This is a genomic window from Streptomyces sp. NPDC019443, assembly GCF_044389785.1.
In the GTDB taxonomy this organism is placed as follows: Bacteria; Actinomycetota; Actinomycetes; order Streptomycetales; family Streptomycetaceae; genus Streptomyces.
Window position 1 is genome coordinate 406,569 of record NZ_JBIRYJ010000005.1, and the last position, 26,123, is coordinate 432,691.

Genomic DNA, 26,123 nt, shown 5'->3' on the forward strand with positions numbered 1-26,123 from the left:
TGATGGTCGAGGAGCTGGTGACTGCGGCCGTGGTCGCCGCGTCCGGCTGTGTGGTGTATGTGATGGCGGCTGCCAAGGTGATCAAGCAGTACGAGCGGGGTGTGGTCTTCCGGCTCGGCCGGTTGCGCAATGACGTGCGCGCACCCGGCTTCACCATGATCGTGCCCTTCGTGGACCGGCTGCGTAAGGTCAATCTGCAGATCGTGACCATGCCGGTGCCCGCGCAGGACGGCATCACACGGGACAACGTGACGGTGCGGGTCGACGCGGTGATCTATTTCAAGGTCGTCGACGCCGCCGATGCCGTGGTCCAGGTGGAGGACTACCGGTTCGCGGTCTCGCAGATGGCGCAGACGTCGTTGCGGTCGATCATCGGCAAGAGCGATCTGGACGATCTGCTGTCGAACCGAGAAAAGCTCAATCAGGGGCTGGAGTTGATGATCGACAGTCCGGCGATCGGATGGGGCGTTCAGATCGACCGGGTGGAGATCAAGGACGTCTCGCTGCCCGAGGCCATGAAGCGGTCGATGGCACGGCAGGCGGAGGCGGACCGTGAGCGGCGGGCCCGGGTCATCAACGCGGACGCGGAGTTGCAGGCATCCAAGAAGCTGGCGCAGGCGGCCGGGGTGATGGCGGAACAGCCCGCTGCGCTTCAGCTGCGGCTGCTCCAGACCGTGGTAGCCGTCGCCGCGGAGAAGAACTCCACCCTGGTGCTGCCCTTCCCGGTGGAGCTGCTGCGGTTCCTGGAACGGGCGGCTCAGCCGCCAGGGCAGCCGCAGGCGGTGGAGTCGCACGCCGGTTCACAGGCCGTGGATCCGCAGGCCGAGTCACAGCCGCCGCAAGTGGAGTCGCAGTCACCGCAGTCACAGCCCGCAGAGGCACCCGCGGAGCCGCCGCCACCGCCGCAGGCCGTCCCGCCGCTCGCGCCGCCATCGGTGCCGCCCGCGGCCTGACCCGTCGCAGCACCGTCGCCGCAGGTCGCGGGGGGCTCGGGCGGCTGTCGGTGTCCATTGTCAGACCCCACCCGTAAGGTCGTAGATCCAGTACTTCGGTACTTCCGCATACGTCCTGTGGGTGGGAGGTGACCCTGTGACGTCCGACGACATGCTGCGCCTGCGGGAGACGCTGCACACCTGTGCCGCGGTCTTCATTCCGGCGCCGCTGCCGCGTGAGGGCCGGGTCGCCTTCTGGGATCAGGACGGCGACCGGCTCCGGGGCGCGACCGGCGAACTCACCGTCGTAGGCCGCGACGACACAGGCACCGGCACAGACACAGGCACTGGCACAGGCGTCCGCAGCCGCACCGTCCCCGCCCTGCTGCTGCCGGTCGCCGAGGCCGTACCGCTCCTGACCCGCGCCCGCCACCACCCGGCCGCGCACCCCGCCGCGGCCTGCTGGGGTGCCGCCGCACTGCACGCCGTCCATCTGGTGGCGCGCGGCAGGCTGCTGCCCGGACTGACCGCGGCCGATCATGACGCGTGGCGCGCGGGGCCTCTGGACGCGGCCGACATCGCCCAGCTGCGGGCCATCGCCGCCGCCATGCCGTACGAGGCGCATGCCGTCCCGGTCCCCGTCCCCGATCTGCGGCCGTTGCAGTTGCCCGACCCCGAGACGCTGGTGAGGTCGTTCTTCGACGCGGTGGCCGACACCCTGCCGCGTACGCCGGCCGCCGCGTACGCCGCGGGGGCGCCGTTCGCCGCCGCCTCCGCCCAGCATCTGCCCGGCGCGCGGGAGTGGGCGGCGGAGGCCGCGGCGGGCATGGACGCGGGAGTGCGGATCTCGCTGCGCCTCGACCTGTCCGCGTTCGAGCTCTTCGACATCGGGGAGCAGGAAGACGGGGCGGAGCGCAACGCCGGGGCGGCCCTCGTCCAGGTGCACAGCCTCGCCGATCCGACGCTCGTCATCGACGCGGCCCGGCTGTGGGCGGGTGACGGGGACGAGCACTTCGGGCCGCGCGCCCGGATCGACGCGGTGCTGGCGCTGCGCCGCGCGGCCCGGGTCTGGCCGCCGCTCGCCGGCCTCCTCGAGCGGGACGTGCCCGATGTGCTGCCGCTCACCGAGGACGAGCTGTACGAGCTGCTGGGACCGGGGGCGGCACGGCTGGCGGCGGCCGGGGTGGCCGTGCACTGGCCGAAGGAGCTGGCCCGTACGCTCTCGGCCGCCGCGGTCGTACGGCCCGCGCCCGGCTCGGCGACGGACGGCACCCCCTTCTTCGACAGCGAGGAACTGCTCAAGTTCAACTGGCAGTTGGCGCTCGACGGCGATCCGCTGACCGAGCGCGAGATGGACGCGCTGGCCGAGTCGCACCGCCCGATCGTGCGGCTGCGGGACCAGTGGGTGGTGGTCGACCCCGATCTCGTACGCAAGGCGCGCAAGCGGGAGTTGGGGCTGCTGCAGCCGGTCGACGCGCTCGCGGTGGCGCTGACCGGCACGGCGGACGTGGGCGGCGAGACGGTGGAGGCGGTGCCGACGGGCGCGCTGGCGACCCTTCGCGACCGGCTCACCGCGGCCTCCACCCCGGTCGCACCCCCGCCCGCCCTCGCCGCCACACTGCGCGACTACCAGCTGCGGGGCCTTGCCTGGCTCGACCTGATGACCTCACTCGGTCTCGGCGGCTGCCTCGCGGACGACATGGGCCTCGGCAAAACGGTCACGGTGATCGCCCTCCACCTCCACCGCGACCGCACCGCCCCGACGCTGGTCGTCTGCCCCGCCTCCCTGCTCGGCAACTGGCAGCGGGAGGTCATCCGCTTCGCCCCCGGCGTGCCGGTGCGCCGCTTCCACGGCGCCGACCGCACCCTGCCCGAGCTCGACGGCGGCTTCGTCCTCACCACGTACGGCACGATGCGCACCAGCGCGGACCGGCTGGCCGCGCACACCTGGGGGATGGTCGTCGCCGACGAGGCGCAGCACGTCAAGAACCCGTTCTCGGCGACCGCCAAAGCCCTGCGCACCATCCCCACCCCGGCCAGGGTCGCGCTGACCGGCACGCCCGTCGAGAACAACCTCTCCGAGCTGTGGGCGCTGCTGGACTGGACGACCCCAGGACTGCTCGGCCCGCTGAAGGCCTTCCGCTCCCGCCACGCACGCCTCGTGGAGAACGGCGAGGACGACGACGCCGTCGAGCGGCTGTCCCGACTGGTCCGCCCCTTCCTGCTGCGTCGCAAGAAGTCCGATCCGGGCATCGTGCCCGAGCTGCCGCCGAAGACGGAGTCCGACCATCCCGTGGCGCTCACCCGGGAACAAGCGTCGCTGTACGAGGCGGTCGTACGGGAGACGATGGCGGCGATCGAGAGCGCGGAGGGCATCGCGCGGCGCGGGCTGGTGATGAAGCTGCTGACCGGCCTCAAGCAGATCTGTAACCACCCCGCGCAGTATTTGAAGGAGCACAGCCTGAAGGAGCACAGTGCGGGGGACGGCGCCGCGCGGCTGGCCGGCCGCTCCGGCAAGCTCGCACTCCTCGACGAACTCCTCGAGACGATCCTGTCCGAGGACGGCTCGGTCCTGATCTTCACCCAGTACGTCTCCATGGCCCGCCTGCTCTCCGCGCACCTCACGTCCCGGGGGATCGGGTCCCAACTCCTCCACGGCGGCACGCCGGTGGCGGAGCGCGAGCGCATGGTGGACCGCTTCCAGTCCGGCGAGATCCCGGTCTTCGTGCTCTCCCTCAAGGCGGCCGGCACCGGCCTGAATCTGACCCGGGCGGGCCATGTCGTGCACTTCGACCGCTGGTGGAATCCGGCGGTGGAGGAGCAGGCGACGGACCGGGCGTACCGCATCGGTCAGACACAGCCGGTGCAGGTCCACCGGCTGATCGCGGAGGGCACGGTGGAGGACCGGATCGCCGACATGCTCGCGTCCAAGCGGGCGCTGGCCGATGCGGTCCTCGGCTCCGGCGAGGCGGCCCTGACCGAGCTGACCGACCGTGAGCTGGCCGACCTCGTCTCGCTGCGGAGGCCGTCATGACGCCGCGCACGACTTCCCGCTACGACGACCGCCGGCGCACCTTCCCGGCCCTGGAGCCCCTCGCGGGCGAGGAGTTCGCGTCCAGTTGGTGGGGCAACGCCTGGGTGGAGGCGCTGGAGGACACCGCCCTGGACCGGGCACGGCTGACCCGGGGCCGTGCGTACGCGGGCCGCGGCCATGTCGACGCGATCACGGTCACGCCGGGCCGGGTCATGGCGTACGTCCACGGCACCAGACCGCGCCCGTACCGCACGGAGATCCGCCTCCGTCCGCTCACCGACGACGACTGGGACGAGTTCCTGGCCGCGGCGGCGGCCCGCCCCGACCACATCGCGGCGCTGCTCGACAAGGACGTACCGCATGCGCTGGCAGCCGTGGCGGACCTCCTGCCCACGCCCGGCGACCTGATCCCCGACTGCTCCTGCCCGGACGACGGTTACCCCTGCAAGCACGCGGCCGCGCTCTGCTACCAGACGGCCAGGCTGCTCGACGAGGACCCGTTCGTGCTGTTCCTGATGCGCGGCCGCGGTGAACGCGAGATTCTCGCCGACCTCTCCCATCGCAACGCGACCCGGTCGGCGGCCGAGCGGACCAGCGCCGCGACCGCCGCGCCCACGCCGACGATCCCGGCCGGCGAGGCGCTGGTCCCGCGCTCGCTCCCGGCTCTCCCGCCCCCGTTCCCCGCGCCCAGCCACCCGGGCCGCCCCCCGGCCTACCCCCACACGCCCGGCGCGCCCGACCCCCTCGCCCTGGACCTCCTCGCCACCGAGGCGGCCGCCCGCGCCCACACCCTCCTCACCACCGGCGCCGACCCCACCGCAGAGCTGACCCAATGGCAGGACGCGGTCCGGCTTGCCGCCGCCCACCCCGGCTCGGGCCTGACCGCCTCCACCCGCGCCCTCTACCGCGACCTCGCCGCCGCCACCGACCACACCCCCACCGACCTGGCCCGCGCGGTGGCCGCCTGGCGGCAGGGCGGCCGCGAGGCTCTAGCCGTACTCGAAGAGCCCTGGGACCCGCCCGCGGGCCCCTTCGACCGGGCCCGCCCGGCCCTGATCGCCGCCGACTTCCCCCACTTCCGCCCCTGGCGCAACCACCTCTCCACGCGCTCCCTCCAACTCCGCTTCGGGCGCGACGGTCTCTGGTACGGCTACGAATCGGACCCGGACCGCGAGGACTGGTGGCCCCGCGGCACCCCCGACGCCGACCCGGTGGGCGCGCTCACCGCACTGCTGGGCAGGTGACCGACTAGGCTTTCTGCCCAGGAGCTGCAATCGGCCGAAGGGGGCCTCGTGGAAGCCGAGTTGATGGCACTGGCGACGGCTGGAGCGACCGCGCTCGTCCAGCAGATGGTCACGGACACCTGGACCTCGGTGCGCGAGCGCGCAGTGAGCTTCTTCTCCCGCGGCTCCACCACCCCCGAGAGCGTCGCCGCCGACCTGGACACCGCCCGCGCCGAACTGGTCGACGCCCAGCAGTCTGCCGACGAGGAGGCAGCCGCCGACATCCAGGCCGAATGGCGCTCCCGCATGCGCCGCACACTCCGAGCGGACCCGGAGGCCGCGACGGAACTGCGCGCGCTGCTCGACGAGTTGTGGCCGGAGTGGAGCGCCCCGCAGCGGCACGATGTCCACAACACGATCAGCGGCGGCACGCAGCACGGTCCCGTGATTCAGTCGGGCACGATCGGGAACATCCACTTCGGCAGCCGGCGCGGCTGAGCCGGGGGCCTTTGGGTGCTACCTGCGGGAGGCCGCGAACGGTACGAACGCCGCCCAGGAGCCGTCTGTGAAGGCGAGTTGCGCGCCTGCCTTGTCCTTGGAGTCCCGGACGTGGACGGTGCCGGGGGCGGAGGCGACCTCGACGCACTCGGGGCCTTCGCTTGTGCTGTAGCTGCTCTTGAACCACTTCAGTCCGGCGTCACGGTCGGCAGAGGGCTTGATGGTCATGTCTCTCCCAGCACTTTCTCGATGAATGCCAGTGACTCCCGTGGAGTCAGAGCCTGCGCCCGGATGATCCCATAGCGTGCCTCAAGGACGCGGACCTTATTCCGCTCAGCCGTCACGTGACTGGAGAACGCGGCCTCCGAGTGCGCTGCCTTCTGCCCGTTCTTGGGATCCAGCAGCAGGAACGATCCCGGGAGACCCGCATGGTCCTCGCGGTCTGTCGGCATCACCTGAATCTCCACGTTCCGCAACTGGCCGATCTCCAGCATCCGTTCGAGCTGCCCGCGCATCACCATCCTGCCACCGACAGGGCGGCGCAGCGTCACCTCTTCCTGGACAAAACTCAAGAACGGCGCCGGCCGCCGCTCGAAGATCTCCCGGCGGGCCATACGCGCGGCCACATTCCGCTCGATGGCGTCCTCGTCCAGCATCGGCCGGTGCATGCGGTACAGCGCCTGGGCATACTTCTCGGTCTGAAGCAGCCCGTGAATAACGGCGCTCGCGTACGCGCCCAGCTCGACCGCGTCCGTCTCCAGCTTGGCGAGATCCCGCACCTTCTTGGGATACCGCGCGCGTTCCACATCCTCCTTGAACGCCGCCAGAATCCCGGCCGCCCCAAGCGCCTCGTCCGCCCTGTCCAGGAACTCCGGTTTCGGGATGCGCCGCCCCCGCTCGACCGCCGAGACCTGGTGCTCCGTGTAGCCGATCGCCTTGCCGACCTCGGCCTGCGTCAAGTGGGCCCGTTCCCGCCACAGTCGGACCTGTTTGCCGACGGTCTTGAGGAGTTCCGCCGTCCCCTCGTCCCAGTCCGGCTGCTGCTCCGCCTCATCCGCCATGTCGTCCCACCTTCGCCGCGCCCCTGCCCAACGCCGCCCTGCGCTCCGCGTCACGCCCGACAACCCGGACAGCACGCCTCCGAGCTTGGACAATCACGCTGCGTACCGACAACGCTCCTGTTCAGGTTACGCACGTACGGACACGCTGAGTGATGTGAATCACGAAACCGTCAGCACCGAACTCTCCGTCCCCACCCACCGCTTCACGGTCCGGCTGAGCGCGACCCGCCGCAGCGCCCGCCTCGCCCGACGGCTCGCCACTCAGCAACTCGACGCCTGGGGCTGGTCGTACGACTCCGACTCCTCCCAGACCGCTGCCCTCCTGGCCGCTGAACTCGCCGCGAATGCCATCACGCATGGCCGTGTCCCCGGCCGGGATTTCCGGCTGGGGCTCACCATCACCCCTCCTGGCACGCTCCGTATGGAGGTGGCCGATGCCCGCCGCGACCGAGGGCTGCCCGCCCCGGCCGACCTCGGGGCCGCACCCCTCGACTCCGAGGGCGGTCGCGGCCTGCTTCTCGTCGACGCCCTCGCTGCCGACTGGGGCATCGACCGCAGTGATCCCGTCCTGAAGACCGTCTGGTGCTCGATCGCCCTTGACGCGCGGCCGTTCTCACCCCTCGAGTGCCGCCGCCATGTGGTCGAGGTCGGCGAGGAGCTCGGCGAGACGTTGCTCCGGGACGGCGTCGGTCATGCGCTGGTCGATGGCGTAGACGGCGGAGCGAGCCGCCGCTAGGCGACGGTGGCCCTCCTCGGTGAGGTGGGCGGGCAGAGCGCGACCGCGGTCGGTGGTGGCCGGCCGGGTGATGAGGCCGGCGTCCTGCAGTCCGCGAAGGACGACGTTCATGGACTGCCGCGTGACGAAGGTGCCGCGGGCCAACTCGGCGTTGGACAGGCCGGGGCGCTGGTCGAGGAGTTCGAGGCAGGCGTACTGCGGCACCGTCAGGCCGTACTCACGCAGTGCTCTGTCCATCGCGCTGCGCAGCGCCGCGGCGGCGCGCTTGAGGCGGTATCCCAGGCGCTCGGTCACGTCGGCGGCCCGCGGAGCCTGGCTGGAAGCAGTCCCATCGTGCATGTCAGGAGTTTGACATGTAAGCGCGGTGCCGTCTATCTTCCACTTATGTCAAAGTCCTGACATGCAACACGATCGAGGAGTACTTATGACTGTCACCGCTACCGGGCCGGACTTCATCGCTTTGCAGGTGCGCGATGTCGAAGCGGCTGCCGCCTTCTACGAGAAGCACCTCGGGCTGCGCCGGGCGCCTGCCTCGCCGCCCGGCGCCGTGGTGTTCGCCACCGAGCCGGTTCCGTTCGCCGTCCGCGAGCCGCTGCCGGGAGTGGATCTCGACGCCGTCGAGCGGCCCGGCCTCGGGGTCGCCCTGTGGTTCCGGACCACTGACGCGCAGGCCCTGCACGACAGGCTCCACGCCGCCGGGATCCCCATCGTCAAGGCACCCGAGGATGGTCCGTTCGGCAGGATGTTCACGTTCGTCGGCCCTGAGGGGTACGCCATCACTACGCACGGAGGCTGACCTTGACCGCCATCGTCATCACCCCGCGCGGGCCGTTCTCACTTGCGGCGAGCCTGCGGTTCCTGGAGGGCTTTACACCCGCCGGGTACCGCGACGCCTCGGACGGCAGGGTGCTGCGCCTGGCCTTTCCCGCCGACGACGGCCACTCGACGGTGAGCGCGGAGGTGAGGCAGGCGGAGGGATGGGAGGGATCGGAGGGATCGGAGGGCACCGTACAGGCGGATGTCACCGTGCACACCGGGAATCCGGGCAACGACGGGATGGGCACGGCAACGGCGGGCTCGGATGGGATGAGCTCGGTTCGGGCGCAACTGGCCCGCATCCTCTCACTCGACGTGGACGGCAGCGGGTTCCCACTGCTCGCCGAGGCCGATCCCGTAGTGGCCCAGCTCATCGCGGCGTACCGGGGGTTGCGGCCGGTCTGTTTTCACTCGCCGTACGAGGCTGCTGCCTGGGCGGTCATCGGCCACCGCATCCGGATGGTCCAGGCCGCCGCGATCAAGGCCCGCATCGCCGAGCACCACGGACAGCGCGTCACCGTCGCCGGGGAGTCGCTGCACGCCTTCCCCACCCCGCTGGTCCTGCGCGGAGTCAGCCGTGTTCCGGGCCTGCCCGAGACGAAGGTCGAACGGCTGCGTGTCCTCGCCGACGCGGCTCTCGCCGGTGATCTCGACGCCGCCCGGCTGCGCGCGATGCCGGCGGAAGACGCCCTCGCTCATCTGCGGACCCTGCCCGGCATCGGTCCCTTCTCCGCGGAGCTCATCCTCATCCGCGGCGCCGGACACCCCGACGTCTTCCCCCGCCATGAACGCCGGCTTCACGCTTCGATGGCCGATGCCTACGGACTCGGCGATCCCGACGCCTCCGATGCGCGCCGGCTCGCCGGGATCAGCGATCACTGGGCGCCCTACCGCAGTTGGGTCGCGCTCCTGCTGCGCACCCGCCGTGAGGAGAAGGCCGGGCCGGCAGCCCGCGGTCGCTCGGTGCGGTAGTGCCCGCGGCGGTCAGGTCCGCCAGGGTCACAAGCCATCCGCCCACCTGATCAGCGTGGCGAAGTCCGCCTCCCGCAGCCCCCGCCGCGGATGGATCCGCAACAGCAGCGCAGGCGCGTCGTGATGCGCCGCGACATGCGCTGTGTCCAGGTCCGTGATCATGTCGTCCACCCAGGCGAACGGGCGCCCGGCCGCCCACTCCAGCAGCGGCCGGGTCTTCCAGTACAGGCCGTCCGGGTCCTTCGCGAAGAGTTCCGGCCACTCGATCACCGGCAGGTCGGCGGGCAGGCCGACGCCCGGGGCGATCATGGTGTTGGCCTCGTGCATCCAGGTGGTGGCCCAGGCCAGTTCGAAGGGAAGGCCCGTCAGCCGTGGGCCGTGGGCCGGGTTGAGATGGATGCGCAGGCCCCGGCGGTGGCGGCGGGAGCCCGGGGGCTGGTTGGAGAGCCAGTACGAGGGGTGCAGGCGGTGTGTCGCGTAGCCGCGCAGGCGCGGCAGACGCGCCGCGTACGGGTTGAGAGGGCCGTCGACGTCGAGCAGGAGCAGCGGGCGATCCGTCATGGGGGAGAACTGCCCATTGCGGAGCCGGAATACGGCAGGCAGCCGTCGACAGCCCCGGAACGGTCCTGCCCGCTCAGCTGTTGAGGTAGCGGACACCCGCTGTTGTGCCGGCGAAGATCCGCGAGATCCGCGAAACAGCGTCTCCGAGCAGGCCGCAGAGCTGTCCCGTACCAGCGACGTTCTTACCCGGTACCTCAGCGAGAACTCCGCCTGACCGAGCCCGTGTTGCTCGCCAATGTCTAGGGTGGAGCCATGGCACTCCAAGATCCGACGAGTGAGCTGATGGCCGACCCCTACGCCGTGTACGCCCGGCTCCGCGAGTCCGGGCCCGTACACCGCATCGCCGGGACGGACGGGCTGCCGGCGTGGCTGGTCACCCGCTACGACGACGTACGCCAGGCACTCGCCGATCCCCGGCTCTCCCTGGACAAGCGCAACGCGGCACCCGGCGGCTACCGGGGGATGGCGCTGCCGCCGGCGCTGGACGCGAATCTGCTCAACATGGACCCGCCGGACCACACCCGCATCCGGCGTCTGGTGTCCCAGGCGTTCACCCCGCGTCGCATCGCGCAGCTGCGCGAACCGATCCGGAGAACAGCCGATCAGCTGCTGGACGCAATCGCCCCGCACGGCCGCGCCGATCTGATCACTTCGTACGCCGCGCCGCTGCCGATCAACGTCATCTGCGACCTGCTCGGCGTGGCCCCTGAAGACCGGCGCGATTTCCGGGCCTGGACCGACGCTCTGGTTGCCCCGGACCCTGCGGAGCCGTCACGGGCGAAGGAAGCGGTCGGCAGCATACTGGCGTTCTTCACCCAGCTCATCGCCCGCAAGCGAGCAGAGCCGGCTGACGACCTGCTCTCCGCCCTGATCGCGGTACGCGACGAGGAAGACCGGCTGAGCGAGGACGAGCTGGTGTCCCTGGCCTTCCTCGTCCTGTTCGCCGGATACGAGAACACCGTCCACCTCATCGGCAACGCCACCCTGGCCCTGCTCAGCCACCCTGACCAACTGGCCGCTCTGCGCGCCGACCCTGGCCGACTGGGCGGCGCCGTCGGGGAGTTGGCCCGTTACGACGGCCCCGCACCGTTGGCCATCCGCCGCTTCCCCACCGAGGACATCACCATCGGCGGCGTCACGATCCCGGCGGGTGAGACTGTCCTGCTCTCGCTCGCGGCCGCCCACCGCGACCCGCACCGTTTCACCGACCCCGACCGTCTCGACATCGGCCGCGACGTCACCGGCCATCTCGCGCTGGGCCATGGCATCCACTACTGCCTGGGCGCCCCCCTGGCCAGGATGGAGACCGAGATCGCTCTCGCCGCGCTGCTGGAGCGGTTGCCGCGGCTGGAGCTCGACGTTCCGTACGGCGAACTGCGATGGCGTCCTTCGATGCGCGCCCGCGGGCTGCTCACCCTGCCCGTGCGCTACTGAACCAGGGACTCCCTCAGAAGTCGGCGAGCGTCGGCTCGTCCAGCCGGGCCACCGAGTCCTGTGCGTACGCCGCGACGTAGGCCTCGCGGATCCGCTCGATCTGCGGGTCGCGTGCGTGTGCCTCCGCGGCCGGGTAGAGCAGGATCAGCTCGTACGAACGCTCCCGCTCGATCGTGCCGTTGGAGTCCCGCCACTGCCCGCGGCCGTCCTGAACCGTCAGCCCGGACGGGAAGCTCGGCGTGACACTCCGGTCGATGAACGCCATGAACTGCCGGTCGGTCACATCGGGTCCGCCGTCCGGACGCTCTGTACCGAAGAAGAGCCGCGTCTCGATGTACGCCGCACCACGCGCCGCAGCGGACGAGGCCCTGGGTGCGGACAAGACCCTGGGTGCCTTCGCCTGTTCACTGCCGAGCGCGGCGGTGGAGGCGGGCGCACCCACTGCCAGTACGGCAGCGGCGGCACCGGCGACGGCAAGGAGAGAGCGCTGCTTCAAGGTGGGCACGGGGAGCGGGTCCTTCCATCGGGGGGCCGTCGCGGGCCAACGGGGGGCCGCAGGGCGGCCACCACGTGCGTTGCGACTCCACCAAGCGGGCCACGAAACAGTGCCCCGGGACGCCGAATTCGTCCGGAAACCACCCGCACGAGCGCATCCCTCGATGTGTCCGCGGGCAGATCGGGACCGACAGACTCGGTGCCGAGGACGTCAGGAGGAGGACCAGATGGCTGCTGTGGACATGGACCGGCCCGCCGATCTCGTCGTGGACGGGTGCACCGCCCTCGTGCACGGTGAGCGTGGTGAGATCGACTTCGTCGAGAACGCCGCCGTCGTCGTACGCGGTGGAGTCATCGACGCCGTGACATCCGCCGATGCCGTGGCCGGCGTCCAGGCCGTCGAGCGCATCGACGGGCGTGGGCAGCTCGCCATGCCCGGGCTGATCAACTGCCATACCCACACACCGATGGTCGCCCTGCGCGGAATCGCCGAGGACATGCCCTTCGAAGAATGGTTCAACGACTGGATCTGGCCCATCGAGTCAAACCTCACCGACCGGGTCGTCGAGCTCGGGGCCCAGCTGGCCTGTGCCGAGATGATCCGGGGCGGGGTCACCGCCTTCGCCGATCACTACTTCTCGATGGACAAGGTGGCCGCCGCCGTGGCGGACTGCGGACTGCGGGCCAATCTCGGCTGGGCCTACTTCTCCAGCCAGGGCGCCGAAGGGCGGGAGCGTTCCCTCGACTTCGCGCTGCGGATGCGAGGCGCGGCCGGTGGGCGGATCACCACATCGCTGGCTCCGCACGCCCCGTACACCGTCGACGACGGCGATCTGGGGGCCACTGCCGAGCTCGCTCGCGAGCATGGGCTGCTCGTGCACATCCACGCGGCCGAGAACGCGGCGCAGACGGAGAACAGCCTTGCGCGGTGCGGCCGTACGCCCGTCGAGGTGCTCGAGAGGGCCGGTCTGCTGGATGCGGATGTGCTCATCGCGCACGGCACCGGGATCACCGAGAAGGACCTGTCCGTACTGCGGCGGGGCGCCGGGCGGATCGCGGTCGCCAGTGCGCCCAAGGGGTACCTCAAGTTCGCCTGGGACACCACTCCGATCCGGGCGCTCGCCTCCGCGGGGATTCCCGTCGGTCTGGCCACCGACGGGGCCGCGTCGAACAGCACCCTCGATGTGTGGGAGAGCATGGCGGTCACCGCACTGGTGCAGAAGTCCGTGGAGGGCGACCCGACCTGGCTGACCGCCCGCCAGGCGCTCGACCACGCAACCACCCAGAGCGCGTGGGCCATTGGGCTCGGTGAGCAGATCGGCGCGCTCGCTCCCGGGCGGCGGGCCGATCTGATTCTGGTGGATCTCACCGGGCCGCACACCCAGCCGCTGCACGACATCGCCGCCACCCTTGTGCACAGCGCGCGCTCCAGTGACGTACGGACCACCGTCGTCGACGGGCGGATCCTGATGCGGGACCGTCGGCTGCTGACCCTCGACGTACCCGCGATCGTTGCCGAACTCACCGCTCAGCTGCCCGCGTTGACCGAGCGCCGCAAGGGCAGCCGGATCCAGGACTACGACGGTTAGCGGACCGGTGTGCGGCCACGACGGCCCGTTCGACAAGCCGCATACTCGAAAGAGTGAAAGGTGAATGTGCCATAACCCTATTGGCCTCATGACGTTATTACGGTGCGGGCGAGTGCCCGTGAACGTCTTCTGAAGGCAGGGAACCCATGAGGCAGGTTCACCGAAAGGGTCTGGCCATGGTGATGCTCACGGGTGGTGCGCTCGCCATTTCGGGCTACGCGCACGCAGACTCGAACGCGGACGGCGGTGCGGCCCGTTCGCCGGGACTGCTGGCCGGCAACACGGTGCAGCTTCCCGTGAACGTCCCGGTCAATGTGTGCGGCAACACGGTCAATGCCGTAGGACTCCTCAACCCGGCGGCCGGAAATTCCTGCGCCAACTCCGGCCAGGGAGGCAGTGGTTCGCAGACCGGATCCTCCGGCGCCACCGCCGAAAGTGGCGGAAAGGATTCCCCTGGCTTCCTTTCCGGCAACAGCGTCCAGCTCCCCATCGATATCCCCGTCAACGTCACCGGGAACTCCGTGAACGTCGTCGGCATCGGGAACGCAGCAGTCGGCAACTCCTCGTCCAACACCCCCGGCAAGCCGCCGGTCCGGCCGCGGCCCGCCACCCCGCCGAAGGCCGCCACGCCGCACACCCCCGCGCCGCAGCCACCCGGCCCCGAGGTGGCGCTCGCCCGCACCGGTGCCGGACCGGTCGCGTACGCCGTGCCGGCCGGTGCCGCGATGCTGCTCGGCGGCATCGTGCTCTACCGCCGCTTCCGGCCCGCCCAGGAGTCGGGGCGCCGCGCCTAGTCCGGAGCGCTCCGCCCCGCGCTCCGCCCAGTCCGCGCGCTCCGCCTCCGCGCAGGCCCTGCACGACGGCTGGATCGCCGGGGCGGGCTCCGACGTCTTCGAGACCGAGCCCCTGCCCGCCGACGACCCGCTGCGCACCGTGCCGAACTTCCTCGGCCTGCCGCACCTCGGCTATGTCACCCGGCGCAACTACGAGGGGGTACTTCCAGCAGGCAGTCGAGGACATCGCCGGGCATCTCGCCGGCTGGCCGATGCGTACGCTCAGCGCACGCCCGGCGCAGCCGCCCCGATGAACTCCGACAGCGTCTCGCGGGCCTGCTCCGAACGCTGCGACCGGTCCGTCTCGTCCGGCGCCTCGTGCATGCAGTTCGTCACTTCGAAGGCGGACGCGGCCAGTTCCAGCGCCTGGACGTCGTCACACACCAACTGGACGCGGATCAGCGCCTGATGGGCCGCCGAGCGCAACCGGTACGAGTCGATGCGCGCCTCCTCGGCGGCCGCGCTGCCCGGCGACTCCTTCGCCCGGTGCCAGCGGTCGTTCTGGCCGCGCCGGTAGTCGACGAGCGCGCCCGCGAAGGCGCTGTACGCGGAGATCCGTTCCTGGCGCAGCTGTTCGGCGCGAGCGAGGGCGGCGCTGCGCTCGGCGGCCTGGCGCTGGAAGAAGTGGGTGGCGATCGAGCCCAGCAGGGTGCCTATGACCGCGATGACGGCTGTCTCCATGGTGCGTACTCCCCGGGGGATCTGAACAAGCGGTCTGAGCAAGGGATCTGAGCAGCGGATCTGAAACAGGGATCTGAAACAGGGATCTGAATAATCGTTCGAGCGGGGGTCGCAGGTCTTGCTAGCTTGATCGACGTGGCGAAACTCAATCAGATCATCGCAGTCGAGAAAGGCGTCAAGTCCAAGGCGCACCAGGACCTGACGGCGGCCCATCACGGCCTGCAGAAGCCTGCGCTGCTGGCCGGTATCTCGCGTACGTACCAGCCCAAGGACGAGGAGGGCGAGCAGCTGCCGCCCGAGTCCACGCGGGTCCAGGTCAAGGCCGAGGACGTGCTGCGCGAGACGGCGAAGACGCTGACCCGGCTGTTCGACGTGACCGCCACCAAGGACTGGGCCAACTGCGCCGCGCGCGCCGATGTGACGGTGGACGGGCGCGTCCTGGTGAGCGAGGTGCCGGTGGCGTATCTCCTCTTCCTCGAGAAGCAGTTGACGGACATCAACACCTTTGTGCGCAAGCTCCCGGTGCTCGATGCCTCGGAGTCGTGGACGCAGGACCCGTCGACCGACGCATGGAAGACCGAGTCGGTACGCACTCTCCGCACGAAGAAGGTGCCCCGCAACCATGTGAAGGCGGAGGCGACCGAGAAGCACCCGGCGCAGGTCGAGGTGTACTACGAGGACATTCCTGTCGGTTACTGGACGACCGTGAAGTTCTCCGGTGCGCTGCCGGCCCGGCGGGTGAACGAGCTGCTGGAGCGGGTGGAGAAGCTGCAGCAGGCCGTGAAGTTCGCCCGCGAGGAGGCGAACGGCGCGGAGGTCACCGACCAGCGGGTGGGCGACGCCGTATTTGGCTACCTGTTCGGGTAGCCTCAAAGATTCCCCGTCCGCCCTTGTGCGGACGGGGTGCGCGAGGAGCGCAAGCTGAAACTGAAGCTTGTCGTGACTGAGCGGTTCCAGTGGAGGTTCGAGTCCTCCCCGCGGCACTTTCCGTACGTACGGGCCGCGGTAGCCCAACTCGGCAGAGGCAGACCGCGATCAATCTCAGACTATTGCTCCAGACTCAGCATTCGCCGCCGATCGCCGGATCGACCGGGCCCGGGCCCTGGTGCGTCGAAATGCCGGTTCAAGTCCGGCCCGCGCAGCTCGATGTGCGGTGGTCCAAAGGCAGGACGCGGCGACATAACGACTGACTCGGGTTCTTAAGCGTGCCGGCGTGCGACATGGGTGGCATCACAGGGCTCGGGGGCCGGCTACGCCCCCGGGCCCGCTCCCGTTTCCGGCCCGGAACGGACTTCTCATCCGGTACGTTGAGGCGGTTTCGCGACGCCGCTGAGTTGGAGGGGTTCCATGGGGTTCAAGGACAGAACGCGTACGGCGATGGTCCTGGTCGGATGCCTTGCGGCGCTCGCGACGGTGCCGTCCGCGGCGAACGCCACACCCGGCAGCGGCGTTTCGGGCACGGTCCTCGCGCAGGGCGTTTCGGAGGGGACCCTCAAGCTGAAGGCCAGGGGGAAGACGGATGTGGTCGTACGGACGATCACGATCGCCCCGGGCGGCTCCACCGGCTGGCACACCCACCCGGGGCAGCTCCTCGCCGTCGTCAAGTCCGGGACACTGACCCGGACTCTGGACGACTGTTCCGTCGAAGTGACTCCTGCCGGTACGGCGTTCATCGAGCCTTCCGGCCCGAAGCACCGGCACATCGGGCGCAACCTCGGCAGCGAGCCCGTGGTGCTCTACGTGACCTATCTGCTGCCCAAGGGCAGCCCGCTGTCGATCGACGCCGACGCGCCGGCCTGCGCCGGAGCATGATGGACGGGTGCGACTGGAAGCGATCACCTGGGAGCGGCTGACCGAGGCCCTCGCCGACCGGGCCATGGCGGGCAAGGCCGAGGACGGCAGCCCCTGGCTGCGGGTCGGCGTCGACGGCGCTCCAGCCGCGCGGACCGGTGAGCTTGCCGAGCGGGTGGCCGAGGCGCTGCGGCTGCGCGGGCGAAGCGTGCTCGTGGCCGGGACGAGTGGGTTTCTGCGGCCCGCCTCGCTGCGGTACGAGTACGGGCGCGAGGACCCCGATACGTACTACAGCGGCTGGTTCGACACCGGCGCGCTGTGGCGGGAGGTCTTCGGGCCCCTGGAGTCCGGTGGCAGCGGGCGCGTGCTGCCCGATCTGTGGGATCCCGTGACCGATCGGGCGACGCGCAGTCCGCATGTCGAACTCCCGGCCGGCGGTGTGCTGTTGCTGCACGGGCCGTTTCTGCTCGGACACTGGTTCCCGTTCGATCTGAGCGTGCATCTGCGGCTGTCGCCCGCGGCGCTGCGGCGGCGTACGCCGGAGAGCGAGCGCTGGACACTGCCCGCGTTCGGGCGGTACGAGGACGAGGTGGGGCCGGCGGAGGCCGCCGATGTGGTCGTACGCGCCGATGATCCGCGTCACCCCGCGTGGGGCGGCCTCCGCTGAGCCTCAGCCCGGGTTCTGCGGTTGCTTCCGCTCAGGCTCCCCCGGGCTCTGCGGTCGGCCGCCGATCAGCGTCACCGCCTCCGCGCCTGCCCGGCAGCCATCCGCCGCGGCCGTCGCCGCGTCCGCCCCCGCCAGCCGGGCGGCGAGGAACGCGCCGGTGAAGGCGTCGCCCGCGCCCGTCGAGTCCACCGCGACCGCCGGGACCGGCGGGACGCGCGCCGTGACCGTGCCGGACTCGGCGACCAGCGCGCCGTCCGAGCCCAGCGTGACGACGGTCAGCGGGACAAGGCGGCTCAGCTTCGCTGCCGCGTCGGCCGGGTCGGGCAGGCCGGTGAGAAGGCGGGCCTCGTCGGCGTTCGGGAACAGCACGTCCGCGCCCGCGAGCGCTGCCAGCGCGCCGTCCACGCCCAGCTCCGCGATGAAGCCCGCAGAGGCCGGGTCCACGCTCACCGTGACGGCGCGCGTCCGCGCCGACTCCAGGGCGAGCCGGGCCAGTTGACGGGCGGCGGGGGAGAAGAGGAGGTAGCCGGAGAGGTGCAGATGGCCGACGCCGTCCAGCAGCGACGGCGACCAGTCGGCAGGGGAGATACGCAGCACCGCACCGCTGTCGGTGAGGAACGTCCGCTCGGCGGTCGCGTCGACCAGCGCGATGACCGTGGCCGTCGGGGCCTCTGCGTCCGCGACGAGGAGCGGCCGTACGCCCGCGGCGCGCAGCCGCGCCTCGTGCCAGCCCGCCTCGTCGCGGCCGACCCGGCCGAGGAGACGCACGTCCGCGCATCCCCAACGCGCCGCCCAGCACGCCGCATTGGCCCCCGCCCCGCCCGGCAGGATGCGGATCCGGGCCGCCGTGTCCGTCCCCCGGGCGAACGAAGTGAGACGGGGGTCCCCCCGGCCGAAGGCCGGGGGAGGAGCCCGGTGCCGGGCCACGACATCGGTGACCACATCGCCGATGACCAGCAACCCGCCGGCGGCGGCCGTCACAGCGCCGCCGCGATCCGCGCCGCCAGCCGCACGTTCCCGCGCACCGCCGCCACATTGGCCTCCAGCGAAGCCCCCTCCGTCCGCCGCATCAGATGGTCGAGCAGGAACGGCGTCACGGCCTGGCCGCTGATTCCCCGCTCCCGGCACTCGTCCAGCGCCTCGCCGAGCACGCGGTCGTGCAGCGCCGGATCCAGCTGCTTCGCCTCCGGGACCGGATTCGCGACGATCAGCGCCGAATCCGGCCCGCCCAGCGCCTCCTTCGCCCGGATCACCTCCGCCACCTCCTCCGGCGAACGGACCGTCCAGTCGACCGGCTGTCCGGAGGAGGTCAGATAGAAGCCGGGGAACCGGTCGGTGCCGTACCCGAGCACCCCGACCCCAAGCGTCTCCAGCCGCTGGAGTGTCGCCGGCACGTCGAGGACCGACTTCACGCCCGCGCACACCACCGCGATCCGGGTCTGCGCGAGCACCCGCAGATCCGCCGACTCGTCCTGCGTCCCGGTCCACTCGCGGTGCACCCCACCGAGTCCGCCGGTCGCGAAGACCCGGATCCCGGCTCGCGCCGCCAGGAACGCCGTCGCCGACACGGTCGTCGCCCCGCTCACCCCGGCCGCCAGCGCGGGCGCGAGGTCCCGCTGCCCGAGCTTGCGTACGCCGGCGTCCTCGGCGATCCGCTCCAACTGCCGCTTGTCCATTCCGATGTGGATCTTTCCGTCCAGTATCGCGATGGTGGCGGGGACGGCGCCCCCGGACCGTACGATCGCCTCCAGCTCCTCGGCGACGGCCAGATTGCGCGGACGTGGCAGCCCGTGCGCGATGATCGTCGACTCCAGGGCCACGACGGGCCGGTGCGCGGCGAGCGCTTCTTGTACTTCCGCGGATACTTCCGTCACTTCCGTGGTCAGCAGCATGTCCCATCCCTGGCACGGGAGCGCCGCGCCCAAACCCGAACCACAGCGCTCAGCCGCACCGCGGCAGCCGGGGCGGCCGGTCCGTCCGCACCACCTGGATCACCGATCGCGATCCGGCCGACTCCGCATCGCCCCTGCTGTGCGCGATCGCGAGTTCGCCGCCCCTCGCCTGGGCGTAGCCGTACCGAGGAGTGATACGGGAGTACGCCGCCGAGCGGAGATCGAGGGCGTAGGCGGCCTCCGGCGTACGGCAGGTGATCAGGTCACCGCTGATGCGCAGCTGGTCGATCCCTTCCGCCGCGGCCGCGGCGCCCGGCACCCCGGCGACGGGCGCGGGCTGTCCCGTACGCCACACCATCAGCGTCGGCTGCTGCTCGCCCGCGATCCACGCCCAGGTGGTCAGGGGGTGCATCCCCCTCCCTGCGAGCAACATTGGCCCTACCAAAGACGGATGCGCCGACCGCGGGGACGCTGATCGGCGAAAGATCTCCGGGCGGTGAATTTCGGCGCAGGCGGGAGCGGAACGGTCAGTTGAGCGCTCTGCGTACGGCGAGTGCGGCCATCGGCAGCAGCAGGCAGGCGCCGACCACGTTCAGCCAGCCGTAGCTCGCCTGCGCAACGATCAGTCCGGCGGCCGCGCCGCCGACGCCCGCCGCCGTGTTCGACGTCAGGTCGGACAGGCCCTGGACGGCGGCCCGGGCGGGCTGCGGCACGGAGTCGGTGAGCAGCGTGGAGCCGGACACCAGGCCCGCGGACCAGCCGAGTCCGAGGACGAAGAGCCCGGCGGCGGTCTGCCCGTGGCTCGCCCCCGCCGTACCGGCGAGCAGAGCGGCCGAGCAGAGCAGCCCGACCGCGAGGCCGATCACCGCCAGCCGGCCGACCCGGTCCACCAGCCAGCCCATCACCGGTGAGAAGGCGTACATGCCCGCGATATGGCCGCTGATCACCAGGCCGATCAGCTGGATGCCCGCGCCGTGATGGCTGAGCGCGACCGGCGTCATCGTCATGATCGACACCATCGCGGTGTGCGAGACGGCGACGGTGACCAGCGCCAGCCGGGCCATCGGCGACTCACGCACGGCCCGCATCCCGGCGCGCAGCGAGCGCCCCTCGGGGGAGCGGTCGGCAGGGGACAGCGCGCGGGCGGTCAGCAGCGGATCGGGGCGCAGCAGGACGAGGACCATGACCCCGGAGACGAGGAACACCCCGGCCGCCCAGAAGAACGGGCCCGCGGCCGCCGGTATCCCGAGCCCGGACACGCTGCGGCCCGCGGGCGCCGCGATATTGGGGCCGAGAACCGCGCCGATCGTGGTCGCCCACACGACATTGGAGATGGCCCGGCCGCGCTGCTCGGGCTCGGCAAGGTCGGCTGCCGCGAAGCGCGCCTGCAGATTCGCCGACGACCCGGCGCCGAAGAGAGCCATGCCCAGGAGCAGCAGCGGAAAGTTCTCGACGACCGCGGCCAGCACGACCACGCCCGCGCCCAATGCGCCGAGCAGATAGGCGAGTACGAGTCCTGGCCGCCGCCCGCGGGCCGTCATCAGCGCGGCCAGCGGCATGGACAGCAGCGCGGTCCCGGCCACGGTGGCGGTCGGCGCAAGACCGGACAGCGCCTCGGTCCCGCTCACCCGCTGCGCCAGCACGGTGGCGAGCGCGATCCCGGTCGCGACGCCGAGCCCGCCGAGGATCTGGCTGGCGATGAGCACCGCGGTGATCCGCCGCCGCAGCGCGGGCAGCTCGTCGGCCGACACCGGGGCGGGAGCCGCGGCCTTGTCGATAGAAGTCACCGCGCGTACGCCGTTCCACAGCCGGGCGCCAAGGCGCTCGCGAGACCGGCCACTGAGGCGGGCGCGAGACCCGTCGCGAAGGCGGCCGCACGACCGGCCACTGAGGCGGTCGCGAAGGCGGCCGGGCTCCCGGCGGCCGCGGTCGCGGCAGGGGCGACTGCTCCCGCAACGACCGCGGCAGGAGCATCGGATATGTCAGGCGCGTCAGGGCTGGTGGTCACTGGCGCAGTGTGCCAGCCCGTACGCGCGTACGAAACCGCATACCTCTGCATCCGGACCGGATGCCTCGGCACCGGCCCCCATCAGAACAGCGGCTCCGGCAGTACCCCCTCCAGCGCCAGCAGCTTCCGCTTGGTCTCCAGGCCGCCCCCGAACCCGCCCAGACCGCCGTCCGTCTCCACCACGCGGTGGCACGGCACCACCACCGGCAGCGGATTGGAGCCCATCGCCGCGCCCACGGCCTGCGCGGCGCCCGGCTGGCCCACCCGGGCCGCCAGGTCGCCGTACCCGACGACCGTGCCGAACGGCACGCCGTCCGCCAGCTCCCGCAGCACCTGCCGGTTGAACCCGCCGGACAGCGACCAGTCCAGCCGCAGGTCGAACTCCCGCAGCCCGCCCGCGAAATACGCCTCCAGCTGGCGTATCGGCTCGGCCAGCAGGCCCGCCGCGTCCTGAACCGGCTCAGCGCCGAGCCGCCCCGCCAGCTGCTTGAGCGCCCTGTCCCGTATCGCCGCGTCGGCATGGAAGATCACGCTCACCAGGCCCTCCTCGGTCGCGGCGAGCAGCAGCGGCCCGATGTCCGTGCCCACGACGGTCCACTCGAAGCTCTTCATGCGAACCACCGTACGACCGGGCACTGACAGTGCCGGTTCAGTCCACCGCGTCCCGTACGACGTCCGGATTGTTGGTGATGATGCCGTCCACTCCGAAGCCGTCCACCCGCGCCGCCCCCGCCGCGTCGTTCACGGTCCAGGTGCTGATCCACAGCCGCTTGCCGTGCGCGCCCTTGAGCCGGTGCACCGCGGCCACGTACTCGGCCGAGATGGACGTGTGCGTCGGGTTGATCTGGTCGGTGAACGCCGCGTACGACGGCAGATCGGTGACCGCGGGCGTACCGAGGAAGCCGGTCGTGATGTCGGGCAGCTGCTGGTGCACGGCCTTCACGCTGTCCGCGCCGAAGCTCTGGATGACCAGCCTGAGCTTGACGTGGTGGCGGTCGAGCCAGCCCTCCTCGCGCAGCACCCGCAGGGTGTCCTTCTCGATGCCCGGGTAGGCCTCGGGCCTCTTGATTTCCAGGAGCAACTTCTGGCCGTTGTCGTCGACCCGGTTCAGATACTGCTTGAGCGTCGGCACTCGCGCACCCGCCCACTTCGGGCCGAACCAGCTGCCCGCGTCCAGCGTGGCGATCTCAGCGGCCGTGAAGTCCTTGATCTTCCACGGCGCGCGCCCGGGGAAGCGCTGCTCCACGTCGGTGGTACGCGCCAGGGAGTCGTCGTGGATGACGACCAGTTCGCCGTCCTTGGTGCGCTGGACGTCGTTCTCGACCCAGGCGAAGCCCATGTCGGCGGCGAGATCGATGGCCGCGAAGGTGTTCTCGGGCGCGTACGCGGAGGCGCCGCGGTGGGCGATCACAAGGGGTTCACCGTGCCGGCCTGCGGTCCGGGCCGCGGCCTCGGCGGCCTCGGTCGCGGGGCCCGGAAGCAGCAGCGCGCTGACTCCCAGGACAGCGGCGGCCGTTGCTGCGGCGGGTCGTACGTACACCTGGACTCCTCACGGCGTCGGGTCACGGACGGGCCGAGGGTGGCAGTTGACGGCCAACGTGGAACAGGCGAAGTATGGCCGGAACGTGAACGGATCCGCCCAGAACGCATCACGTGACAGTTTCTGTGTCGATAAATCTCCGTTCAATTGTTTGCTTACAGTCGCGAGAGCCCTACTCTCGCCCCCGGACCAGACGTTCCGTCAGGGATCGCGGGGATCACAAGGAGCGAAGGGCTTACCGGCATGCAGGGGACTGTCGACGGATTCAGTTACGGCCTCGTCACACCCGTGGCGGCTTACATGATGGCGTGCCTCGGCGGGGCCCTCGGCCTGCGCTGCACCACCAGATCCATCCGCAACGGGCGCTCCTTCAAGCCGGGCTGGCTCGCCCTGGGGGCGACCGCCATCGGCTCAGGCATCTGGACGATGCACTTCATCGCGATGATGGGCTTCACCGTCGCGGAGGCCCCCATCGGCTACGACAGACCGACGACCTTCGCCAGCCTGGCGGTCGCCATAGTCATGGTCGGCATTGGGATCTTCATCGTCGGATACCGCGGCGCGACCCCCATGGCACTGGTCACCGGCGGCACGATCACCGGCCTGGGGGTGGCCTCCATGCACTACCTCGGCATGGCCGGAATGCGACTGCAGGGACGCCTCGAGTACGACACCCTGACCGTCGTTCTCTCCGTGGTCATCGCCGTCGTGGCCGCCACCTCGGCACTCTGGGCGGCCGTATCGGTCCACGGCTTCCTGGCGAGCCTCGGCGCCAGCCTGGTGATGGGCATCGCCGTGAGCGGCATGCACTACACCGGGATGGCGGCGGTCAGCGTCCATCTGCACGGGGCGGCGGGCTCGGCCGGCACCGGCGACTCGGCCGCCACCCTGCTCACGCCCATGCTGATCGGCCCGGTGGTCTTTCTGCTCATCGCCGGAGTGGTGGTGATGTTCGACCCGCTGCTCGTCATGGGCGCGCCGGACTGGCAGCGGGCCGCCCAGGGGGTGCCCGCCCGCCCCGGAGTGCCGGCGCAGCGCGCCGGGCAGCGGGAGGGAGAGCCCGCGGCCTGGGCCGCCGACCGGTCCCCTCGCCGGGGCTCGCCGCGGTCCGGCGACTGGTGAGTGCCTGAGGCCACAGCGGATCGCCCCCGGTTGTCAGTGGTGGGTCGTACGGTGGATCCATGCGGCCCGTTTCCAAGATCGAACGTACGGTGGCGCCCTTCGAGGTCGTCAGTCCCTACCAGCCCAGCGGCGACCAGCCGACTGCCATCACCGACCTGGAGCGGCGCATCCGCGCAGGTGAGAAGGATGTCGTCCTGCTGGGTGCGACCGGCACCGGCAAGTCGGCGACCACCGCCTGGATGATCGAGAAGCTTCAGCGCCCCACCCTGGTGATGGCACCGAACAAAACCCTGGCCGCCCAGCTGGCGAACGAGTTCCGCGAGCTCCTGCCGAACAACGCCGTCGAGTACTTCGTCTCGTACTACGACTACTACCAGCCCGAGGCGTATGTCCCGCAGTCGGACACGTACATCGAGAAGGACTCCTCGATCAACGAAGAGGTCGAGCGGCTGCGCCACTCCGCGACGAACTCCCTGCTCACCCGTCGCGATGTGATCGTGGTCGCCTCCGTCTCGTGCATCTACGGCCTCGGCACCCCGCAGGAGTACGTCGACCGGATGGTGCCCCTCAAGGTCGGCGATGAGATCGACCGCGACCAGTTGCTGCGCCGCTTCGTCGACATCCAGTACACGCGCAACGACGTGGCCTTCGCGCGCGGCACTTTCCGAGTGCGCGGCGACACCATCGAGATCTTCCCGGTCTACGAGGAGCTCGCCGTCCGCATCGAGATGTTCGGCGACGAGATCGAGGCGCTCTCCACCCTCCACCCGCTCACCGGCGAGATCATCACCGAGGACGAATCGCTGTACGTCTTCCCGGCCAGCCACTATGTGGCTGGCCCGGAGCGCATGGAGAAGGCGATCAACGGCATCGAGCTGGAGCTGGAGCAGCGCCTCGCCGAGCTCGACAAGCAGGGCAAGCTGCTGGAGTCCCAGCGGCTGCGCATGCGCACGTCGTACGACATCGAGATGATGCGCCAGATCGGCTCCTGCTCCGGCATCGAGAACTACTCGATGCACTTCGACGACCGGAGCACCGGCTCCGCGCCCAACACCCTCCTCGACTACTTCCCCGAGGACTTCCTCCTCGTCATCGACGAGTCGCATGTCACCGTGCCGCAGATCGGCGCGATGTACGAGGGCGACGCCTCGCGCAAGCGGACCCTGGTCGACCACGGCTTCCGGCTGCCGTCAGCCCTCGACAACCGGCCGCTGAAGTGGGAGGAGTTCCAGCAGCGGATCGGCCAGACCGTCTATCTGTCGGCGACCCCGGGGAAGTACGAACTCTCCCGTGGCGACGGCTTCGTGGAGCAGATCATCCGCCCCACCGGACTGATCGACCCGGAGGTCGTCGTCAAGCCCACCGAGGGCCAGATCGACGACCTGGTGCACGAGATCCGCCTGCGCACCGAGAAGGACGAGCGTGTCCTGGTCACCACCCTCACCAAGAAGATGGCCGAGGACCTCACCGACTACTTCCTCGAACTGGGCATCCAGGTCCGGTACCTGCACAGTGACGTCGACACTCTGCGCCGCGTCGAGCTGCTGCGCGAACTGCGTGCCGGTGAGTACGACGTGCTGGTCGGCATCAACCTGCTGCGTGAGGGCCTCGACCTCCCCGAGGTGTCACTGGTGGCCATCCTCGACGCCGACAAGCAGGGCTTCCTGCGCTCCGGCACCTCACTGATCCAGACCATCGGCCGCGCGGCGCGCAATGTCTCCGGCCAGGTCCATATGTACGCGGACACCATCACCCCGGCGATGGCCCAGGCCATCGAGGAGACCAACCGCCGCCGGGAGAAGCAGGTCGCGTACAACACCGAGCGCGGCCTCGACCCGCAGCCGCTCCGCAAGAAGATCAACGACATCGTCGCGACCATCGCGCGCGAGGAGGTCGACACCGAGGAGCTGCTCGGCACCGGCTACCGCCAGGCGAAGGCGGACAAGCCGGGCAAGGGTGCCAAGGCGCCGGTCCCGGTGCTCGGCGGCCGGGGCGGAAAGACGGGCGAGGTGCTCACCGACCGGCCCGCTGCCGAACTGGCCGGGATCATCGAGGAGATGACCGACCGGATGCGGGCCGCTGCCGCCGACCTGCAGTTCGAGATCGCCGCACGGCTGCGCGACGAGGTGAGTGAGTTGAAGAGGGAGCTGCGCCAGATGAAGGAGGCAGGCCTCGCCTGAGCCCCGCGCACCTGGTGTGTTTCAAGACCGACACAAAAACGAGCCAATTCTGCTGCGC

At 70.8% G+C, this 26,123-nt stretch carries 27 protein-coding genes and 2 pseudogenes; 16 read left to right on the forward strand and 13 right to left on the reverse strand.

Going from position 1 to position 26,123, the window contains the following annotated elements:
• Positions 1–2 precede the first annotated feature (2 nt).
• The 4 genes from ACH492_RS19185 to ACH492_RS19200 all read left to right on the forward strand — a co-directional run bounded on the left by ACH492_RS19185 (position 3) and on the right by ACH492_RS19200 (position 5,687).
• Complete coding sequence (locus ACH492_RS19185; protein ID WP_398988019.1) at positions 3–953, forward strand: slipin family protein; 951 nt, start codon at positions 3–5, stop codon at positions 951–953.
• Between the two features lie 151 nt (positions 954–1,104).
• Complete coding sequence (locus ACH492_RS19190) at positions 1,105–3,966, forward strand: DEAD/DEAH box helicase (protein ID WP_398988378.1); 2,862 nt, start codon at positions 1,105–1,107, stop codon at positions 3,964–3,966.
• A complete protein-coding gene (locus ACH492_RS19195) occupies positions 3,963–5,210 on the forward strand; it encodes an SWIM zinc finger family protein (RefSeq protein WP_398988021.1) in 1,248 nt (415 codons plus the stop codon). Before ACH492_RS19190 ends, ACH492_RS19195 begins: the two co-directional genes overlap by 4 nt.
• A gap of 48 nt (positions 5,211–5,258) precedes the next feature.
• Positions 5,259–5,687, forward strand: a complete 429-nt coding sequence (locus ACH492_RS19200; RefSeq protein WP_398988023.1) for a hypothetical protein — start codon at positions 5,259–5,261, stop codon at positions 5,685–5,687.
• A gap of 18 nt (positions 5,688–5,705) precedes the next feature.
• Here ACH492_RS19200 and ACH492_RS19205 read toward each other — a convergent pair whose 3' ends face one another.
• Together ACH492_RS19205 and ACH492_RS19210 are read right to left on the reverse strand one after the other, a co-directional pair.
• A complete protein-coding gene (locus ACH492_RS19205) occupies positions 5,706–5,915 on the reverse strand; it encodes a DUF397 domain-containing protein (protein WP_398988025.1) in 210 nt (69 codons plus the stop codon).
• The gene (locus ACH492_RS19210; protein ID WP_398988027.1) at positions 5,912–6,748 is read right to left on the reverse strand and encodes a Scr1 family TA system antitoxin-like transcriptional regulator; all 837 of its coding nucleotides are present in this window, start codon (positions 6,746–6,748) and stop codon (positions 5,912–5,914) included. Before ACH492_RS19210 ends, ACH492_RS19205 begins: the two co-directional genes overlap by 4 nt.
• Between ACH492_RS19210 and ACH492_RS19215 the strand changes: the two are divergent.
• Positions 6,747–7,319: pseudogene (locus ACH492_RS19215) on the forward strand (ATP-binding protein); the annotation flags it as partial. The gene ACH492_RS19210 and the pseudogene ACH492_RS19215 overlap by 2 nt on opposite strands.
• A 42-nt stretch (positions 7,320–7,361) precedes the next feature.
• Here the strand turns inward: ACH492_RS19215 and ACH492_RS19220 are convergent.
• The gene (locus ACH492_RS19220; protein ID WP_398988029.1) at positions 7,362–7,823 is read right to left on the reverse strand and encodes a MarR family winged helix-turn-helix transcriptional regulator; all 462 of its coding nucleotides are present in this window, start codon (positions 7,821–7,823) and stop codon (positions 7,362–7,364) included.
• 85 nt (positions 7,824–7,908) lie between these two features.
• Between ACH492_RS19220 and ACH492_RS19225 the strand changes: the two genes are divergently transcribed.
• Positions 7,909–8,280: a VOC family protein gene (locus tag ACH492_RS19225; RefSeq protein ID WP_398988031.1), complete on the forward strand. Its 372-nt coding sequence runs from the start codon at positions 7,909–7,911 to the stop codon at positions 8,278–8,280.
• A 2-nt stretch (positions 8,281–8,282) separates the two neighbouring features.
• Positions 8,283–9,272: a DNA-3-methyladenine glycosylase family protein gene (locus tag ACH492_RS19230; RefSeq protein ID WP_398988033.1), complete on the forward strand. Its 990-nt coding sequence runs from the start codon at positions 8,283–8,285 to the stop codon at positions 9,270–9,272.
• Between the two features lie 27 nt (positions 9,273–9,299).
• Here the strand turns inward: ACH492_RS19230 and ACH492_RS19235 are convergent, their stop codons facing one another.
• Positions 9,300–9,833 (reverse strand): hypothetical protein, encoded by a 534-nt coding sequence (locus ACH492_RS19235; RefSeq protein WP_398988035.1) that lies wholly within the window; start codon positions 9,831–9,833, stop codon positions 9,300–9,302.
• Positions 9,834–10,085: 252 nt separating this feature from the next.
• Between ACH492_RS19235 and ACH492_RS19240 the strand changes: the two genes are divergently transcribed.
• Positions 10,086–11,267 carry a cytochrome P450 gene (locus ACH492_RS19240; protein ID WP_398988036.1) on the forward strand — a complete coding sequence of 394 codons (1,182 nt, stop codon included), beginning with the start codon at positions 10,086–10,088 and terminating at the stop codon, positions 11,265–11,267.
• 13 nt (positions 11,268–11,280) lie between these two features.
• Here the strand turns inward: ACH492_RS19240 and ACH492_RS19245 are convergent, their stop codons facing one another.
• Positions 11,281–11,772 carry a DUF3574 domain-containing protein gene (locus ACH492_RS19245; protein WP_398988037.1) on the reverse strand — a complete coding sequence of 164 codons (492 nt, stop codon included), beginning with the start codon at positions 11,770–11,772 and terminating at the stop codon, positions 11,281–11,283.
• Positions 11,773–11,989: 217 nt separating this feature from the next.
• On the opposite strand from ACH492_RS19245, the gene ACH492_RS19250 reads away from it, so the two are divergent.
• From ACH492_RS19250 to ACH492_RS19260, 3 genes and pseudogenes are all read left to right on the forward strand, one after another.
• Positions 11,990–13,351, forward strand: coding sequence for an amidohydrolase (locus ACH492_RS19250; protein ID WP_398988039.1), 1,362 nt, complete (start codon positions 11,990–11,992; stop codon positions 13,349–13,351).
• A gap of 182 nt (positions 13,352–13,533) precedes the next feature.
• A complete protein-coding gene (locus ACH492_RS19255; protein WP_398988380.1) occupies positions 13,534–14,145 on the forward strand; it encodes a chaplin in 612 nt (203 codons plus the stop codon).
• Positions 14,146–14,200: 55 nt separating this feature from the next.
• Positions 14,201–14,438: pseudogene (locus tag ACH492_RS19260) on the forward strand (NAD(P)-dependent oxidoreductase); the annotation flags it as partial.
• Here the strand turns inward: ACH492_RS19260 and ACH492_RS19265 are convergent.
• The gene (locus tag ACH492_RS19265; protein ID WP_398988041.1) at positions 14,407–14,865 is read right to left on the reverse strand and encodes a hypothetical protein; all 459 of its coding nucleotides are present in this window, start codon (positions 14,863–14,865) and stop codon (positions 14,407–14,409) included. The pseudogene ACH492_RS19260 and the gene ACH492_RS19265 overlap by 32 nt on opposite strands.
• Positions 14,866–15,000: 135 nt before the next feature.
• Here ACH492_RS19265 and ACH492_RS19270 point away from each other — a divergent pair, with 135 nt between their 5' ends.
• From ACH492_RS19270 to ACH492_RS19280, 3 genes are all read left to right on the forward strand, one after another.
• On the forward strand, positions 15,001–15,732 hold the full coding sequence (locus tag ACH492_RS19270) for a hypothetical protein (protein WP_307664162.1): 732 nt from the start codon (positions 15,001–15,003) through the stop codon (positions 15,730–15,732).
• Positions 15,733–16,212: 480 nt separating this feature from the next.
• Positions 16,213–16,677: a cupin domain-containing protein gene (locus tag ACH492_RS19275; protein ID WP_398988043.1), complete on the forward strand. Its 465-nt coding sequence runs from the start codon at positions 16,213–16,215 to the stop codon at positions 16,675–16,677.
• A 7-nt stretch (positions 16,678–16,684) separates the two neighbouring features.
• Entirely contained in the window at positions 16,685–17,323 is a 639-nt protein-coding gene (locus ACH492_RS19280) for a uridine kinase (RefSeq protein WP_398988045.1), read from the forward strand.
• A gap of 3 nt (positions 17,324–17,326) precedes the next feature.
• Here ACH492_RS19280 and ACH492_RS19285 read toward each other — a convergent pair whose 3' ends face one another.
• From ACH492_RS19285 to ACH492_RS19315, 7 genes are all read right to left on the reverse strand, one after another.
• Positions 17,327–18,304 carry a carbohydrate kinase family protein gene (locus tag ACH492_RS19285; RefSeq protein ID WP_398988046.1) on the reverse strand — a complete coding sequence of 326 codons (978 nt, stop codon included), beginning with the start codon at positions 18,302–18,304 and terminating at the stop codon, positions 17,327–17,329.
• Positions 18,301–19,215: a pseudouridine-5'-phosphate glycosidase gene (locus ACH492_RS19290; RefSeq protein ID WP_398988048.1), complete on the reverse strand. Its 915-nt coding sequence runs from the start codon at positions 19,213–19,215 to the stop codon at positions 18,301–18,303. Before ACH492_RS19290 ends, ACH492_RS19285 begins: the two co-directional genes overlap by 4 nt.
• A gap of 49 nt (positions 19,216–19,264) precedes the next feature.
• Positions 19,265–19,627 (reverse strand): hypothetical protein, encoded by a 363-nt coding sequence (locus tag ACH492_RS19295; RefSeq protein WP_398988050.1) that lies wholly within the window; start codon positions 19,625–19,627, stop codon positions 19,265–19,267.
• Positions 19,628–19,742: 115 nt separating this feature from the next.
• Complete coding sequence (locus ACH492_RS19300; protein ID WP_398988052.1) at positions 19,743–21,002, reverse strand: MFS transporter; 1,260 nt, start codon at positions 21,000–21,002, stop codon at positions 19,743–19,745.
• Positions 20,999–21,223, reverse strand: a complete 225-nt coding sequence (locus ACH492_RS19305; RefSeq protein WP_398988054.1) for a hypothetical protein — start codon at positions 21,221–21,223, stop codon at positions 20,999–21,001. The genes ACH492_RS19300 and ACH492_RS19305 overlap by 4 nt, the downstream gene beginning before the upstream one ends.
• 81 nt (positions 21,224–21,304) lie before the next feature.
• Entirely contained in the window at positions 21,305–21,835 is a 531-nt protein-coding gene (locus tag ACH492_RS19310; protein ID WP_398988056.1) for a methylated-DNA--[protein]-cysteine S-methyltransferase, read from the reverse strand.
• Between the two features lie 37 nt (positions 21,836–21,872).
• Complete coding sequence (locus ACH492_RS19315; protein ID WP_398988058.1) at positions 21,873–22,763, reverse strand: glycerophosphodiester phosphodiesterase; 891 nt, start codon at positions 22,761–22,763, stop codon at positions 21,873–21,875.
• A gap of 243 nt (positions 22,764–23,006) precedes the next feature.
• Between ACH492_RS19315 and ACH492_RS19320 the strand changes: the two genes are divergently transcribed.
• A complete protein-coding gene (locus ACH492_RS19320; protein ID WP_398988059.1) occupies positions 23,007–23,885 on the forward strand; it encodes an MHYT domain-containing protein in 879 nt (292 codons plus the stop codon).
• A gap of 59 nt (positions 23,886–23,944) precedes the next feature.
• A complete protein-coding gene (uvrB, locus tag ACH492_RS19325; RefSeq protein WP_398988061.1) occupies positions 23,945–26,065 on the forward strand; it encodes an excinuclease ABC subunit UvrB in 2,121 nt (706 codons plus the stop codon).
• The last annotated feature ends 58 nt before the right edge of the window (positions 26,066–26,123 follow it).

Coding starts and splice junctions, on each gene's coding strand:
- ACH492_RS19185 (WP_398988019.1), top strand. CDS start 3: ATGGTCGAGGAGCTGGTGACTGCGGCCGTGGTCGCCGCGTCCGGCTGT.
- ACH492_RS19190 (WP_398988378.1), top strand. CDS start 1,105: ATGCTGCGCCTGCGGGAGACGCTGCACACCTGTGCCGCGGTCTTCATT.
- ACH492_RS19195 (WP_398988021.1), top strand. CDS start 3,963: ATGACGCCGCGCACGACTTCCCGCTACGACGACCGCCGGCGCACCTTC.
- ACH492_RS19205 (WP_398988025.1), bottom strand. CDS start 5,915: ATGACCATCAAGCCCTCTGCCGACCGTGACGCCGGACTGAAGTGGTTC.
- ACH492_RS19210 (WP_398988027.1), bottom strand. CDS start 6,748: ATGGCGGATGAGGCGGAGCAGCAGCCGGACTGGGACGAGGGGACGGCG.
- ACH492_RS19220 (WP_398988029.1), bottom strand. CDS start 7,823: ATGCACGATGGGACTGCTTCCAGCCAGGCTCCGCGGGCCGCCGACGTG.
- ACH492_RS19225 (WP_398988031.1), top strand. CDS start 7,909: ATGACTGTCACCGCTACCGGGCCGGACTTCATCGCTTTGCAGGTGCGC.
- ACH492_RS19235 (WP_398988035.1), bottom strand. CDS start 9,833: ATGACGGATCGCCCGCTGCTCCTGCTCGACGTCGACGGCCCTCTCAAC.
- ACH492_RS19240 (WP_398988036.1), top strand. CDS start 10,086: ATGGCACTCCAAGATCCGACGAGTGAGCTGATGGCCGACCCCTACGCC.
- ACH492_RS19250 (WP_398988039.1), top strand. CDS start 11,990: ATGGCTGCTGTGGACATGGACCGGCCCGCCGATCTCGTCGTGGACGGG.
- ACH492_RS19255 (WP_398988380.1), top strand. CDS start 13,534: ATGCTCACGGGTGGTGCGCTCGCCATTTCGGGCTACGCGCACGCAGAC.
- ACH492_RS19265 (WP_398988041.1), bottom strand. CDS start 14,865: ATGGAGACAGCCGTCATCGCGGTCATAGGCACCCTGCTGGGCTCGATC.
- ACH492_RS19275 (WP_398988043.1), top strand. CDS start 16,213: ATGGGGTTCAAGGACAGAACGCGTACGGCGATGGTCCTGGTCGGATGC.
- ACH492_RS19290 (WP_398988048.1), bottom strand. CDS start 19,215: ATGCTGCTGACCACGGAAGTGACGGAAGTATCCGCGGAAGTACAAGAA.
- ACH492_RS19295 (WP_398988050.1), bottom strand. CDS start 19,627: ATGCACCCCCTGACCACCTGGGCGTGGATCGCGGGCGAGCAGCAGCCG.
- ACH492_RS19310 (WP_398988056.1), bottom strand. CDS start 21,835: ATGAAGAGCTTCGAGTGGACCGTCGTGGGCACGGACATCGGGCCGCTG.
- ACH492_RS19320 (WP_398988059.1), top strand. CDS start 23,007: ATGCAGGGGACTGTCGACGGATTCAGTTACGGCCTCGTCACACCCGTG.
- uvrB (WP_398988061.1), top strand. CDS start 23,945: ATGCGGCCCGTTTCCAAGATCGAACGTACGGTGGCGCCCTTCGAGGTC.